At 66.3% G+C, this 13725-nt stretch carries 13 protein-coding genes; 12 read left to right on the forward strand and 1 reads right to left on the reverse strand.

The features are described from left to right. The first annotated feature begins 64 nt into the window (after window positions 1-64). From CJ010_RS12995 to CJ010_RS13050, 12 genes are all read left to right on the forward strand, one after another. Window positions 65-1870: an ATP-binding cassette domain-containing protein gene (locus CJ010_RS12995; RefSeq protein WP_141018427.1), complete on the forward strand. Its 1806-nt coding sequence runs from the start codon at window positions 65-67 to the stop codon at window positions 1868-1870. 3 nt (window positions 1871-1873) lie between these two features. Beyond that, on the forward strand, window positions 1874-2635 hold the full coding sequence (locus CJ010_RS13000; protein WP_141018428.1) for an ABC transporter ATP-binding protein: 762 nt from the start codon (window positions 1874-1876) through the stop codon (window positions 2633-2635). Window positions 2636-2825: 190 nt separating this feature from the next. Next, window positions 2826-3836, forward strand: a complete 1011-nt coding sequence (locus CJ010_RS13005; protein ID WP_141018429.1) for a ketopantoate reductase family protein — start codon at window positions 2826-2828, stop codon at window positions 3834-3836. A gap of 40 nt (window positions 3837-3876) precedes the next feature. Continuing rightward, window positions 3877-4650: a class II aldolase/adducin family protein gene (locus CJ010_RS13010; RefSeq protein ID WP_141018430.1), complete on the forward strand. Its 774-nt coding sequence runs from the start codon at window positions 3877-3879 to the stop codon at window positions 4648-4650. A 252-nt stretch (window positions 4651-4902) separates the two neighbouring features. Further along, complete coding sequence (locus CJ010_RS13015) at window positions 4903-6507, forward strand: AMP-binding protein (protein WP_141018431.1); 1605 nt, start codon at window positions 4903-4905, stop codon at window positions 6505-6507. Window positions 6508-6620: 113 nt separating this feature from the next. Next, a complete protein-coding gene (locus CJ010_RS13020; protein WP_141018432.1) occupies window positions 6621-7790 on the forward strand; it encodes an ABC transporter substrate-binding protein in 1170 nt (389 codons plus the stop codon). A gap of 90 nt (window positions 7791-7880) precedes the next feature. Beyond that, the gene (locus CJ010_RS13025; RefSeq protein WP_141018433.1) at window positions 7881-8801 is read left to right on the forward strand and encodes a branched-chain amino acid ABC transporter permease; all 921 of its coding nucleotides are present in this window, start codon (window positions 7881-7883) and stop codon (window positions 8799-8801) included. Between the two features lie 5 nt (window positions 8802-8806). Beyond that, window positions 8807-9838 carry a branched-chain amino acid ABC transporter permease gene (locus CJ010_RS13030; RefSeq protein WP_205754781.1) on the forward strand — a complete coding sequence of 344 codons (1032 nt, stop codon included), beginning with the start codon at window positions 8807-8809 and terminating at the stop codon, window positions 9836-9838. Continuing rightward, window positions 9838-10611, forward strand: coding sequence for an ABC transporter ATP-binding protein (locus tag CJ010_RS13035; RefSeq protein WP_205754782.1), 774 nt, complete (start codon window positions 9838-9840; stop codon window positions 10609-10611). The genes CJ010_RS13030 and CJ010_RS13035 overlap by 1 nt, the downstream gene beginning before the upstream one ends. Further along, entirely contained in the window at window positions 10608-11318 is a 711-nt protein-coding gene (locus CJ010_RS13040) for an ABC transporter ATP-binding protein (RefSeq protein WP_141018434.1), read from the forward strand. Before CJ010_RS13035 ends, CJ010_RS13040 begins: the two co-directional genes overlap by 4 nt. Next, window positions 11308-12186 (forward strand): alpha/beta hydrolase, encoded by an 879-nt coding sequence (locus CJ010_RS13045; RefSeq protein ID WP_168224947.1) that lies wholly within the window; start codon window positions 11308-11310, stop codon window positions 12184-12186. The genes CJ010_RS13040 and CJ010_RS13045 overlap by 11 nt, the downstream gene beginning before the upstream one ends. Window positions 12187-12321: 135 nt before the next feature. Further along, window positions 12322-12846, forward strand: coding sequence for a MarR family winged helix-turn-helix transcriptional regulator (locus CJ010_RS13050; protein WP_141018436.1), 525 nt, complete (start codon window positions 12322-12324; stop codon window positions 12844-12846). Between the two features lie 16 nt (window positions 12847-12862). Here CJ010_RS13050 and CJ010_RS13055 read toward each other — a convergent pair whose 3' ends face one another. Beyond that, window positions 12863-13603, reverse strand: coding sequence for an S-methyl-5'-thioinosine phosphorylase (locus CJ010_RS13055; RefSeq protein ID WP_141018437.1), 741 nt, complete (start codon window positions 13601-13603; stop codon window positions 12863-12865). Window positions 13604-13725 lie beyond the last annotated feature (122 nt).

Consider the following 13725-nt stretch of genomic DNA (forward strand, 5'->3'; position numbering starts at 1 on the left):
CGCGCGCCTTCCGATCGAGCCGTCGCCGGCCAAGCCCTCCGCCTCCACTCCGGGAGCCTCCACCATGCTTTCGCCCCGCCTCGTGCTCGGCGTCTTCCTCGCGCTGCTGGCCGTGGCCCCGCTGGTGCTGCCGCCGTTCTACGTGACGCTGCTGAACTACATCGGCCTCTACGCCATGGTGGCGCTCGGCCTGGTGCTCTTGACCGGTGTCGGCGGCCTCACCAGCTTCGGCCAGGCCGCCTTCGTGGGGCTGGGCGCCTACACCACCGCGCTCTTGTGCACCGCCACCGATCTGCCCGCCTGGCTCGCCTGGGCCGGCGGTTCGCCCTGGCTGGCGCTGGGGGTGGGCCTGGTCTTCACCGCGGTGGTCGCGGTGGTGCTCGGTTCCCTCACCCTCAAGCTCTCCGGCCACTACCTGCCGCTGGGCACCATCGCCTGGGGGATTTCGCTGTACTTCCTGTTCGGCACCATGGAAAGCCTGGGCGGCCACACCGGCCTCACCGGCATTCCGCCGATCTCGATCTTCGGCTGGGTGCTCGACCAGGGTGAAGAGATCTTCTACCTCATCTGGGTCTTCCTGCTCGCCGCGGTCTTCACCACCCAGAACCTGCTCGATTCGCGCGAAGGCCGTGCCATCCGCGCCTTGAAGGGCGGCATGGTGATGGCCGAAGCGATGGGCGTCGATACTTCGCGTTCGCGCATGATCATCTTCGTGATCGCCGCGCTGCACGCCTGCGCCTCGGGCTGGCTCTACGCCCACATGCAGCGCTTCGTCAATCCGACCCCGTTCGGCCTGCACATCGGCATCGAGTACCTCTTCATGGCGGTGGTCGGCGGTGCCGGCCACGTCTGGGGTGCGCTGGTCGGCGCCGGCGTCATCACCGTGCTCAAGCAGTGGCTGCAGGATCTGCTGCCCAAACTCTTCGGCCAGTCGGGCAACTTCGAAGTCATCGTCTTCGGCCTGATGATGGTGGTGGTGCTGCAACGCGCCCGCGACGGCCTGTGGCCCATCCTCACCAAGCTCGTCCCGCGTAGTTTGGTTGCGGGGGCGAAGCGGAAGACGTTGGACGCCGCCGCCAAGGAGCTGCCGCGCCGCGAACTGCCCAAGAAGGGCGAGCTCATCCTCGAAGCCAAGAACGTCACCCGCAAGTTCGGCGGCCTGGTCGCCAACAACAACATGAGCCTCGAAGTGCGCGCGGGCGAGATCCTCGCGCTGATCGGCCCCAACGGCGCCGGCAAGAGCACCATGTTCAACCAGATCTCGGGCGTCGACACCCCGACCTCGGGCGAGGTGCTGTTCCGTGGCAAGCCGGTGGCCGGTCACGACTCGCGCGAGATCGCCCGCATGGGCATGAGCCGCAGCTTCCAGCACGTGAAGTTGCTCCCGACCATGAGCGTGCTCGAGAACGTCGCCATCGGCGGCCACCTGCGCGGCGACAAGGGCGTGATCAGCTCGGCCTGGCGCATGGACCGCGAAGAAGAGTCGCGCCTCCTGGCAGAAGCGGCCCGCCAGATCGAGCGCGTGGGCCTCGCGGAACACATGTTCGACGAAGCCGGCAGCCTCGCGCTCGGCCAGCAGCGCATCCTCGAGATCGCCCGGGCGCTCTGTTCCGACCCCTGCCTGCTGCTGCTCGACGAACCCGCCGCGGGTCTGCGCTTCAAGGAGAAGGAAGCGCTGGGCGAGCTGCTCAGGAAACTCAAGGCCGAAGGCATGGCCATCCTCTTGGTCGAACACGACATGGACTTCGTCATGGGCCTGGTCGATCGGGTGGTGGTGATGGAGTTCGGCGAGAAGATCTCCGAAGGCCTGCCGGAAGACGTGCAGAAGGATCCGAAGGTGCTCGAAGCCTACCTGGGCGGGGTGGAGTAAATCATGGCGAACGAAACCAAGAACAAGGTGCTGGAGATCCAGGACCTGTGCGTGGCCTACGGCAAGGTGGAAGCGCTCACCAACGCCAACCTGACGGTGGGCGAAGGCCAGATCGTCACCGTGATCGGCCCCAACGGCGCGGGCAAGACGACGATGCTCTCCGCGATCATGGGGGTGCTCAACTCCAAGGGCAAAGTCCAGTTCGACGGCAGCATCGAAGCGGTGCCGGAAGTCGAGCGGATGGTGGCGCGCGGCATGAACCTCGTCCCCGAAAAGCGCGAACTCTTCGGCGAGATGACGGTGGAGGACAACCTGACGCTGGGCGCCTTCCAGCGCTACCGCATGGGCAAGCGCGACCACGGCCAGACCATGGAGGAGGTGTATCACCTCTTCCCGCGCTTGAAGGAAAGACGCAGCCAGCTCGCCGGCACGCTCTCCGGCGGCGAGCGCCAGATGCTGGCGGTGGGCCGCGCGCTGATGGCCAAACCGAAGCTCCTGATGCTGGACGAACCGAGCCTGGGGCTTGCGCCGCTGATCGTGCGCGAGATCTTCCGGATCATCTCGGAGCTCAGACGGCGCGGGGTGTCGATCCTGCTCGTGGAACAGAACGCGCGCGCGGCGCTGCAGGTGGCGGACTACGCCTACGTGCTGGAGACCGGCCAGATCGCGATGGAAGGGCCGGCGGCGCAGCTGAAGGACGATCCGCGGGTGATCGAGGCTTACCTGGGGCTGGGGGGCAAGCATCAGGAGATGCTGGCGACTTGAGGCATCAATGGCGACTGGCCGGGTTGTTCCGGTCAGTCGGAAGACCATGTGCTTTGGCCATCGTGGCCATGAGCAGGGGTGATGCTATCCGCTCGCCCGCAACCATGCCGATGAACGCTGTCGAAACAGAACAGTGCGACCGTAACACGGACCCCAGGGAGACCCCCACCGTCCGCTTGTGGAGCCGAACATGAATTCCGCTCGAAACCCGAGAATCTGCATTGCCGGCGCCGGCGCCATCGGTGGCACGATCGCCGCCCGCCTGGCCAAGGCTGGCCTCGACGTGAGCGTGCTGGCGCGTGGCGCCACGCTGGATACGCTGCGCCGCGACGGCATCACCCTGACCGATCTCGAAGGCACCCACCAGGTCCCGGTGCGCGCCAGCGACCAGCCCGATTTCGGTGTGCAGGACGTCATCTTCGTCTGCGCCAAGGCACACGACCTGCCAGCGATGGTGCCGCGGCTCGCGCCGTTGATCGGCGAACACACCATCGTGATCCCGGCGGTCAATGGCGTGCCGTGGTGGTATTTCCACGGCGAGGGCGGCCGCTTTGCCGATCAGCCGGTGCGCGCGACCGACCCTGAGGGCAAGCTTGCTGCCGCCCTGCCCTACAAGAACGTGATGGGCTGCGTCGTCTTCATCACCGCCGAGGCGCCCCAACCCGGCCATGTGGTGGCCCGCAACCCGCACCTGATCATGTTCGGCGAGCCGGACAACAGCATGAGCGAGCGGTTGCGCGAGTTGTGCGCCATCGTTGAGCGCGGCGGCATCGAGGCGCGGCCGCTGGAGCGCATCCGCGACAAGCTGTGGACCAAGATCATCGCCAACATCAGCACCAACCCGTTGTCGGTCATCAGCGGCGCGACGCTGGAAGACCTCTACACCTGCCCTGAGCTGAAGGAAACGGTGGTCGCCATCATGCGCGAGGTGCTGCTGGTGGCCGCGAGCTACGGCGCGCGGGTGGAGATCGACCCGCTCACCTTCCTTGAACTCGGTGCGGCGATGGGCCCGGTGCGCACCTCCATGCTGCAGGACTACGAGAAAAACCGGCCGCTGGAACTTGCCGCGATTGGCGATGCCGTGCTCGAACTGGCCGACCGTTTCGGCATTCCGATGCCGGTCACCCGCAAGGTGATCGCGCTGGCCCGCTTTCGCGGCAAGCATCTGCACGACCCTCAGGCAGTCGCCGTCAACGCCTGAGAACTTTCCTCCTCCCTCCCTCCGAAACAAGGAAAACGACATGAACGCAGCCATCAGCCCGGCCGTCGTCAAGCCGGCCCATTGCAGCGACGAAGAGTGGGCCCTGCGGACCCAGCTCGCCGAGTGCTACCACCTGGTCGATTACTTCGGCTGGACCGAGACCATCTTCAACCACATCTCGGCGCGCCTGCCGGGTGGCGACAACTACTACCTGGTGAACCCCTTCGGCCTCAACTACACCGAAGTGACCCCGGCCAACCTGCTCAAGGTCGACCTGCAGGGCAACAAGGTCGAGCCTTCGCCCTACGACGCCAACCCCGCCGGCTTCGCGCTGCACAGCGCGATCCACGGCGCGCGCGAGGACATCCACTGCGTGATCCACACCCACACCAACGCGGTGTCGGCGGTCGCGAACAAGAAGGCCGGTTTTTCTCACGACAACTTCTACGGCGCCCAGCTCTACGGCCGCGTCGGCTACCACACCTTCGAGGGCATCACCTTGTTCGCCGAAGAGAAGGTGCGCATGCTCGCCAGCCTGGGCGACAAGCACATCCTGGTGCTGCGCAACCACGGCGTCGCGGTCGGCGAGATGGACATCGCCAAGACCTTCTTCCTGCTGTGGACGGTGCAGCGTGCGGCCGAGATCCAGTGCCACGCCGGCATGATCCCGGGCGAGGACAACCCGCTGCCGGCCGAGATCGGCCAGAAGTGCGCCGACCTGACGCAGATGCTGATCCGCGATAGCGGTTTCGCGGTGAAGTTCTTCGATGCCATGGTGCGCAAGATGCGTGCGGCGCGCGGCGCGCTCTGGTAAACATGGATGAGTGGCGGGGTCGTCAGCCGGCCCCGTCCTTATTTGTGTTTTCAAGTGCTTGTAAATATTCCATTCATTTTCATATAGTTTAGTTATAAAATATTCGTTTTTTTATTATTGAGTTGTTGACTTCATCCGCCGTTTGGCAAAAACTTGATTCATAACGCGTCGCGGCAGTCGTCCTGCCAGCGTCGCAACGGGCCCCAAGGCCCGTCCGTGAACAAGGGGCGCCCCCCAGGCAGAGGAGACAACATGAGCCGCAGTGCCCATATCGATCGTTTCGTCATCGATAAGCTGCCGCCCGCCGATCAGTGGCCCGAACTGATCTTCGAGCGGCCCGAGCTGAAGTATCCCGATCAGCTCAACGCCACCACCGAACTGCTCGATCGCGCCATCGCCGAAGGCCATGGCGACCGTCCGGCGATCATCGGCAAGAACATCCACTGGACCTACCGTCAGCTGCAGCAGCAGGTCAGCCGGCTCGCCCATGTGCTGGTCGAAGACCTCGGCCTGGTAGCGGGCAACCGCGTGCTGCTGCGCGGCGCCAACACGCCGTGGCTGGCGGCCTGCTGGCTGGCGGTGTGGAAGGCCGGCGGCGTCGCGGTCGGCACCATGCCGCTGCTGCGCGCGAAGGAGCTGAAGGAGATCATCCGGCTGGCGGAAATCAGCCACGCCTTGTGCGACGCCAGCCTGGCGGAAGAACTGGAATACGCTCGCGCCGAGAGCCCGACGCTGCAGCACGTGATGCTGTTTGGTGACGGCGGTGAACTCGCCGCACGCATGGACGGCAAGCCGGACAGCTTCGATACCGTCGATACCGCGGCCGACGATCCGGCGCTGATCGGCTTCACCTCGGGCACCACCGGCGTGCCCAAGGGCACCATCCACTTCCACCGCGACGTGATGGCGATGTGCGAGGTCTTCCCGCGCCACTGCCTCAAGCCCACCGCGGGGGATGTCTTCATCGGCACGCCGCCGCTGGCCTTCACCTTCGGCCTCGGCGGCCTGCTCTGCTTCCCGCTGTGGGCACGCGCCAGCACGGTGCTGCTCGAGAAGCTCGCGCCCGAGCCGCTGATGCAGGCGATCCAGGAGCACAAGGCCACCGTCTGCTTCACCTCGCCCACCGCCTACCGGCAGATGGCCGGCCTGGTCGGCAAGTACGACATTTCCAGCCTCAGGAAGTGTGTTTCCGCCGGCGAGGCGCTGCCGACCGACACCCGTGACAAGTGGCGCGAGGCGAGTGGCATCCAGATCCACGACGGCATCGGTGGCACCGAGATGATCCACATCTACATCGCCTCGGGCCCGGACGACTACCGCCCCGGCGCGCTGGGCAAGCTGCTGCCGGGCTATATCGGGATGATCGTCGACGACGACATGAACCCGCTGCCACCGGGCGAAACCGGCAAGCTGGCGATCAAGGGCCCGACCGGCTGCCGCTACCTCGCCGACGAGCGCCAGAAGAACTATGTGCGCAATGGCTGGAACCTGCCGGGCGACGCCTTCCACATGGACGCCGACGGCTATTTCTACTACCACGCGCGGGTGGACGACATCATCGTCACCTCGGGCTACAACGTCTCCAGCCCCGAAGTGGAATGGGCACTGCTGGCGCACCCCGCAGTGGCCGAATGCGGTGTGATCGGCGTGCCCGACCCCGACCGTGGCCAGATCATCAAGGCCTTCATCGTGCTCAAGCCGGGCAACAACGGTGACGAGGCGATGACCAAGACGCTGCAGGACTTCGTCAAGCAGACGGTGGCGCCCTACAAGTACCCGCGCGCCATCGCCTACGTCGACACCCTCCCCCGCACCGAGACCGGCAAGCTGCAGCGCTTCCGCCTCAAGACCCTGTAACCGAGCGAATCCGACGCAACGCGCACGGTGGCCGTCGCAAGACGGCCCGCCGGGTGGGTTGCCGTCCCGAGAAAGTTCGCCGCCCTCAAGCAGCACCTCTGGAGACCACCATAATGATCAGAAAGACCTGCCTCGCCCTCGCCTGCGCCTCCTTCGGCCTTGCCAGCGGCGCCTACGCCGCCGACAGCATCAAGGTCGGCATGATGACTACGCTGTCCGGCCCGGGCGCCGGACTCGGCATCGACATCCGCGACGGTTTCAACCTGGCGGTGAAGCACCTCGGCGGCAAGCTTGGCGGCGTTCCGGCGGAGGTGATCGTCGCCGATGACGCGCAGAACCCGGAGACCGCCAAGCAGATCACCGAGCGCTTCATCAAGCGCGACAAGGTGGACGTGGCGACCGGAGTGGTGTTCTCGAACATCATGCTGGCCGTCGGCCCGGCCTTCTTCGGCTCGGAAACCTTCTACATCAGCGCCAATGCGGGCCCCAGCCAGTACGCCGGCGCCGAGTGCAATCCCTACTTCTTCAACGTCGCCTGGCAGAACGACAACCTGCACGAGGCGATGGGCAAGCACGTGCAGGACAAGGCTTACCGGAAGGTGGTGCTGCTCGCGCCCAACTACCCGGCGGGCAAGGACGCGCTGGCCGGCTTCAAGCGCTTCTACAAGGGCGAGGTGGCCGAGGAGATCTACACCAAGCTCGGCCAGCTCGACTACGCCGCCGAGATCGCCCAGGTGCGCGCGGCCGGCGCCGATGCGCTCTACATCTTCCTGCCCGGCGGCATGGGCATCAACTTCGTCAAGCAATACGCCCAGTCCGGCATGACGAAGAAGACGCCGCTGTTCGCGCCCGGGTTCTCCGGTGACGAGGACGTGGTCAAGGCAGTCGGGCCGGCGATGGAAGGCGTGTTCAACACCAGCCATTGGTATCGCGAGATGGACAACCCCGCCAACCAGCGCTTCGTCGCCGACTTCCAGAAGGACTTCGGCCGCCTGCCCACGCTCTATGCCTCGCAGGGTTACGACGCCGCACTGCTGATCGACGCCGCGGTGAAGGCCGCCGGCGGCAAGGTCGCCGACAAGGCTGCCTTCCGCAAGGCGCTGGAAACGGTGAAGGCGCCGAGCACCCGCGGCGACTACCGCTTCGGCAACAACCATTACCCGGTGCAGGCCTACTACCTGCGCGAGGTGGTCAAGCAGGCCGACGGCTCGGTGAGCAACCGCTACGTCGGCAAGGTGATGGACGGCCACGCCGACGCCTACGCCAAGGACTGCCGGATGTAAGCAGCGCCCCGGCGCACCTGAATGGCACGACCGGCCGTCCGCGCGACGGCCGGCGGGCCGCTGTCGTCCCCTGAATCTGGCAGGACTCCCATGCTCTATCTGATACTCGAACAGGCTCTCAACGGCCTGCAGTACGGGTTGATGCTCTTCCTCCTCGCCGCCGGGCTCACGCTCGTGTTCGGCATCATGGATCTGATCAACCTGGCCCACGGTTCGCTCTACATGATCGGCGCCTTCCTGACCGCGGCCTTCTTCCAGGCGCTGCAGAGCTTCTTCCCGGCACTGCTGCTGGCCATCCTCGCTACCGCGGCGATCGGCGTCATCCTCGAACGCCTGCTCTACCGACGGCTGCAGGGCATGAACCATCTCTCGCAGGTGCTGGCGACCTTCGCGCTCATCCTGATCGCCAACGAAACCATCAAGATCATCTTCGGCGCCCAGCCGTTGATGATAGGCATGCCGGCCAGCCTGTCCGGCGCGGTCGAACTGGTGGCGGACGAGCTCTACTACCCGGCCTATCGGCTGCTCATCATCGGCGTCGGGCTGACGGTGGCGCTCGGCCTCTACCTGCTGGTCAATCGCACACGCGTCGGCATGTGGATGCGGGCGGGTGCGTCGAACCCGCAAATGGCGGCGGTGATGGGCGTGCGCATCAAGCCGATGTTCACCTTCGTGTTCGCGCTCGGTGCCGCGCTGTGCGCGCTGGCCGGCGCGCTGCTCGGGCCGCTGCTGGCGGTGTCGGTGGGCATGGGCGAATCCATCCTGATCCCGGCCTTCGAGGTGATCGTCATCGGCGGCATCGGTTCGATGCGCGGTGCGCTGGTCGGTGCGCTGCTGGTCGGGATGATAGACACGGTCGGCCGGCTGGTGCTGACCTTCGGCCTCAAGCTGGTGGTCGCCTCCGGCACCGCCGCCACGTTGGGACCGACGCTGGCCTCGATGATGGTGAGCCTGTTGATGGTGGGCGTTCTCTTCTTCCGGCCGCAAGGCCTCTTCCCGGCACGGGGGTGACCAGCATGATTTCCAGTAACGGATCCAGCCGCGGCACCGAAACGCCGCTGATCGCCGGCTTGCCCGGCCCGTGGATCGCGATCGGGATGGCGGTGCTGCTGGCGCTCTACCCCCTGGCGATGAACACCCTGGGTGAGGACTTCTACATCGGCGTGGGCAGCCGGGTACTCATCCTGGCGCTGGCGGCGAGTGCGCTCAACCTGGCGCTCGGCTACGGCGGCATGATCAGCCTGGGCCATGCGGCCTTCCTCGGTGCCGGTGGCTACGCGGTGGCCATCCTCGCCAAGCACGGGGTGGTGGCAGCCTGGATCGCACTGCCGCTGGCGGTGGGCGTGGCCGCGGCGGCGGCGCTCCTGATCGGCGCCATCAGCCTGCGCACGCGCGGCGTGTACTTCATCATGATCACGCTCGCCTTCGCCCAGCTGTTCTACTACCTGGCGATCTCGCTGCCGGAATTCGGCGGCGACGACGGCCTGCCGCTGGCTGCACGTTCGCTGGTGCCGGGCCTGTCGCTGGAGGGCGACCTCGCCTTCTACTACTTCGTCTATTTCACCGCCGGGCTGGCCTTCCTGCTGCTCTACCGGCTGGTGGCCTCGCGCTTCGGCCGCGCGCTGGTGGCGATCCGGGAGAACGAACGGCGCATGGCGGCGATCGGCTACCCGGTGTACAGGCTCAAGCTGATGGCTTTCGCCCTGTCCGGCGGGCTGGCCGGACTGGCGGGAGCGCTGCTTGCCAACCTCAGCATGGGCGTGACGCCGCATACGCTGACCTGGCACCAGTCCGGCATCCTGATGGTGATGGTCATCATCGGCGGTTCCGGCTATTTCTGGGGCGGTCTCGTCGGTGCCGCGATCTTCCTGATCCTGGAGGAAACCATCTCCGGCTACACCGAACACTGGAACCTGGTGCTCGGCGCGCTGCTGCTGTTCATCGTGATCGTGGCCCCCAACGGCGTGATGAGCCTGCGCGAGCGTCTGCGCAGACTGCCGCAGGGGACGCGAGTCGCAACCATCCCCGCTTGCGAGGAGAAAGCCTGATGAGCCAACCCATCCTGCAAGTCGACAATCTGGTCAAGCGCTTCGGCGGGCTCGTGGCCACCGACCGCTGCCAGCTCGAGATCCGCGCCGGCGAAGTGCATGCCCTGATCGGCCCCAACGGCGCAGGCAAAACCACGCTGCTCGCCCAGCTGTCGGGCGAACTCGCCTCCGACAGCGGCCGCATCCTGTTCGAGGGGCGCGACATTACCCGGCTGCCCATCCACCGGCGGGTGGCGGCGGGCATCGTCCGCTCCTTCCAGATCACCACTTTGCTGCCGCGGCTGACCGTGTGCGAGAACCTCGCGCTCGCGGTTCAGGCGCGCACCGGACATTCGTTCGATTTCCTCGGTACGGTGGCGGACGAGTCCGACCTCGACGCGGGCGCGGAAGAAGCCGCCCGCCGCGTCGGCCTGCTCGACGTGATGGAGCGCGTGGTCGACACGCTGTCGCATGGTCGCCAGCGCGCGCTGGAGCTGGGCATGGCATTGGCCTGCAAGCCGCGCCTGCTGTTGCTCGACGAGCCGATGGCGGGCACCGACCCGGAGGAATCCAAACGCATGGGAGAACTGATCCACAGCCTGCGCGGCGAGCACACGCTGATCCTGGTCGAGCACGACATGGACGCAGTGTTCCGCCTTGCCGACCGGGTGTCGGTGCTGGTGGCGGGCCACGTCATCGCCAGCGGCACGCCGGACGAGATCCGCAACAACCCGCAAGTGATCGCCGCCTATCTCGGCGAGGACGAAACCGACGCATTGGAGGAAGTGCAATGAGCGCCCTGCTCTCCATCGAGAACCTGGAAACCGGCTATGGCCAGAGCCAGGTGCTGTTCGGCATGAACCTGGAGATCCGCGAGGGCGAAGCCGCCACCCTGCTCGGCCGCAACGGCATGGGGAAAACCACCACCCTGCGCGCGCTGTTCGGTCTGCTGCCGCGCTGGTCGGGCGAAATCCGCTTCCTCGGCGAACGCATCGACGGCCGCCCGACCGAGCGCATCGCGCAGATGGGACTGGCGCTGGTGCCGGAAGGCCGCCAGATCTTCCCCAACCTGACGGTGAAGGAAAACCTGCTGGCCTTTGCCGCCAACCGCAGCGGCAAGACCGAGCGCTGGACGCTGGAGCGGATCTACGAACTCTTCCCGCGCCTGGCCGAGCGTGCCGACAACATGGGCAACCAGCTGTCCGGCGGCGAGCAGCAGATGCTGGCGATCGGCCGCGCGCTGATGACCAATCCGCACCTGCTCATCCTGGACGAGGCGACCGAGGGCATATCGCCGCTGATCCGGCGCGAGATCTGGAACGTGCTCGGCCGACTCAAGCAGGCCGGCCAGGCCATCCTGGTGATCGACAAGTATCTGAACGAGCTGATGCGGGTGGCCGACCGCCACGCCTTCATCGAGAAGGGACGCAGCCCCTGGCGTGGCGACAATGCCGCGCTCGCCGCCGAACCGGAACTGTGGGAGCGCTATCTTGGCGTCTGAGGCCGCACTTGCCGCGCCGGCCGGCACCGATTTCGCCCATCAGTACGACGTGCGCGCCTGGGTGCCGGATTTCGCCGGCAGTCTGGCCGAATGGACGGCGCGCGCCGGTTTCGCCCGCGCCACACATCCCGGCCTGTTGGACCTGCGCTACGGGCCGGCCGAGGCGGAAACGCTGGATCTCTTCCTGCCCGCGGGCGACGGTCCGCATCCGCTGCTGGTGTTCCTGCACGGTGGCTTCTGGCGACGGCTGCACAAGGACGATTTCTCCTGGGTGGCGCCGCCCTACGGCGACCGGGGTGTTGCGGTGGCGGTGGTGAACTACGGCCTCGCCCCTGGAACGACGCTGGAAGACATCGTTACCCAGGTACGCCGCAGCCTCGCCTGGCTGTACCGCGGTGCCGACTGCTACCGCATCGACCGTCGTCGCATCGTGGTGGGCGGTCATTCGGCGGGAGGCCACTTGGCGGCGATGGCGCTGGCCACCGACTGGCCCGCAGCGGCGAACGATCTGCCGGCCGAGTTGCTGGCAGGCGGCATCGCCCTCAGCCCACTCGCCGATCTGGCGCCACTGGCAACGGTGCCGGTGCTTCATGCCGATCTCGACTTTACGCCGTCGCGTGTCGCCGGCCTCAGCCCGTGCCGGCTGTCGCCGGCGACGTCAGCACCGGTGCTCGGCGCGGTCGGCGGACGCGAAAGTCCGGAGTTCCATCGCCAGCTCGGGATGCTTGCGTGGGCCTGGGCGCCGGTCTGGCGCGGAACCGTCTCAATGCCGGACGACGACCACCTCAGCCTGTGCGATGCCTTCGTCACCCCTTCGTCCCCGCTGTTCCAGCGCAGCCTGGCCTTGCTGCGAGGCCTGCCGGGCTAGGTTCTGCCCTGTGGCAGCAACGCTGCTCCCGCTATCATTTAGACGTGAATGATTTAGTCGCTTGCACGGAGTAGAATGCAGCGAACACGGGGGAAGACCTCCCGCCGACCGAATGCAGAAGCCGCAGGTATTGCCATGAGCCTAGAACAAATCGATACGACCGCCGGTGCCGATCCGGACATCATCGACCATGAAACCCGTGCCACCGACGACGATCACGAAGCGCTGCGGGTGTGGCTGCGGCTGCTGACCTGCACCAACATCGTCGAGTCGCGCCTGCGCAACCAGCTGCGCACCGGTTTCGACTCCACGCTGCCGCGTTTCGACCTGATGGCGCAGCTCGACCGCAATCCGGATGGCCTGAAAATGCGCGAGCTGTCACGCCGGCTGATGGTGACCGGCGGCAACGTCACCGGCCTTACCGACAAGCTGGTCGAGGAAGGTCTGGTCGAGCGCCGCGACGATCCGCGCGACCGCCGCGCCTACACCGTGCATCTCACCCGCGAGGGCAAGCGCCAGTTCCGCAAGATGGCCAGTTCGCACGAAACATGGGTGATCGACCTCTTCGCCGGCCTCGAGCACGACGAGAAGATGCAGTTGCTGGAACTCCTGAACAAGCTCAAGCGCCACCTGGCACAGACCGGGCTGCCGGCGGCCTGAGCCGCCTCAGCGGCGATCAGGCGATCCGGCAGAATTCCTCGAGGATGCGCCGCACCCGGACCATCGCTTCGTGCATCACGAGTTCGATGCTGTCGAAGTGGATGCCGTGCTCGCTCGACGACCGCCCCGCAGCGTAGTTCACCACCACGTTGATCGCGGCGTACGGCAGTTCCAGCTCGCGCGCCAGTGCGGCTTCCGGCATGCCCGTCATGCCGACGAGATGCGCGCCATCGCGTTCCAGGCGGTTGATCTCCGCAGCCGTTTCCAGCCGCGGCCCCTGCATGCTCGCATACACGCCGCCGTCGAATACATGCTCTCCCGCTGCCGCGCTCGCAGCCAGCAGTTGCTGGCGCAGCTTGTCGTCGTAGGGGTGGGTGAAGTCGATATGGCGGACCGGGGTATCGCCGCCTTCGAAGAAGGTGCTCTTGCGGCCCCAGGTGTAGTCGATGATCTGGTCAGGGATCACCAGGGTGCCGGGCGCGAAGTCCTCGCGGATGCCGCCGACCGAAGCCACCGAGATGATGGCCTTGGCCTTGGCCTGCTTCAGCGCCCAGATGTTGGCGCGATAGTTCACCAGGTGCGGCGGAATGGTGTGGCCATATCCATGCCGGGCGAGGAAGACCGCCGTCTTTCCGGCCAGGGTGCCGAAGGTCAGGGCGCCCGAAGGCTCGCCGAACGGGGTGCGGCAGACCTCGCGCCGCATCACTTCCAGCGTCGAAAGCTGGGTCAGTCCGCTACCACCGATGATTGCGAGCATGCAGGCTACTCCTGTCCGAAGGGCGCGGATTCTAGCACGCTGTCTCGGTGCTTCCGGGCCTCGCTATCGGTTCGGCGCCGGAGATGCCGCGGAATTCATGCTGCGATGCCGCAGCCCATGGT

The organism is Azoarcus sp. DD4 (genome assembly GCF_006496635.1).
Taxonomy (GTDB): Bacteria; Pseudomonadota; Gammaproteobacteria; order Burkholderiales; family Rhodocyclaceae; genus Azoarcus.

Excerpts from the sequence above, each read along its gene's own strand:
- CJ010_RS12995 (WP_141018427.1), top strand. The coding sequence starts at position 65 with ATGCTTTCGCCCCGCCTCGTGCTCGGCGTCTTCCTCGCGCTGCTGGCC.
- CJ010_RS13000 (WP_141018428.1), top strand. The coding sequence starts at position 1,874 with ATGGCGAACGAAACCAAGAACAAGGTGCTGGAGATCCAGGACCTGTGC.
- CJ010_RS13005 (WP_141018429.1), top strand. The coding sequence starts at position 2,826 with ATGAATTCCGCTCGAAACCCGAGAATCTGCATTGCCGGCGCCGGCGCC.
- CJ010_RS13010 (WP_141018430.1), top strand. The coding sequence starts at position 3,877 with ATGAACGCAGCCATCAGCCCGGCCGTCGTCAAGCCGGCCCATTGCAGC.
- CJ010_RS13015 (WP_141018431.1), top strand. The coding sequence starts at position 4,903 with ATGAGCCGCAGTGCCCATATCGATCGTTTCGTCATCGATAAGCTGCCG.
- CJ010_RS13020 (WP_141018432.1), top strand. The coding sequence starts at position 6,621 with ATGATCAGAAAGACCTGCCTCGCCCTCGCCTGCGCCTCCTTCGGCCTT.
- CJ010_RS13025 (WP_141018433.1), top strand. The coding sequence starts at position 7,881 with ATGCTCTATCTGATACTCGAACAGGCTCTCAACGGCCTGCAGTACGGG.
- CJ010_RS13030 (WP_205754781.1), top strand. The coding sequence starts at position 8,807 with ATGATTTCCAGTAACGGATCCAGCCGCGGCACCGAAACGCCGCTGATC.
- CJ010_RS13035 (WP_205754782.1), top strand. The coding sequence starts at position 9,838 with ATGAGCCAACCCATCCTGCAAGTCGACAATCTGGTCAAGCGCTTCGGC.
- CJ010_RS13040 (WP_141018434.1), top strand. The coding sequence starts at position 10,608 with ATGAGCGCCCTGCTCTCCATCGAGAACCTGGAAACCGGCTATGGCCAG.
- CJ010_RS13050 (WP_141018436.1), top strand. The coding sequence starts at position 12,322 with ATGAGCCTAGAACAAATCGATACGACCGCCGGTGCCGATCCGGACATC.
- CJ010_RS13055 (WP_141018437.1), bottom strand. The coding sequence starts at position 13,603 with ATGCTCGCAATCATCGGTGGTAGCGGACTGACCCAGCTTTCGACGCTG.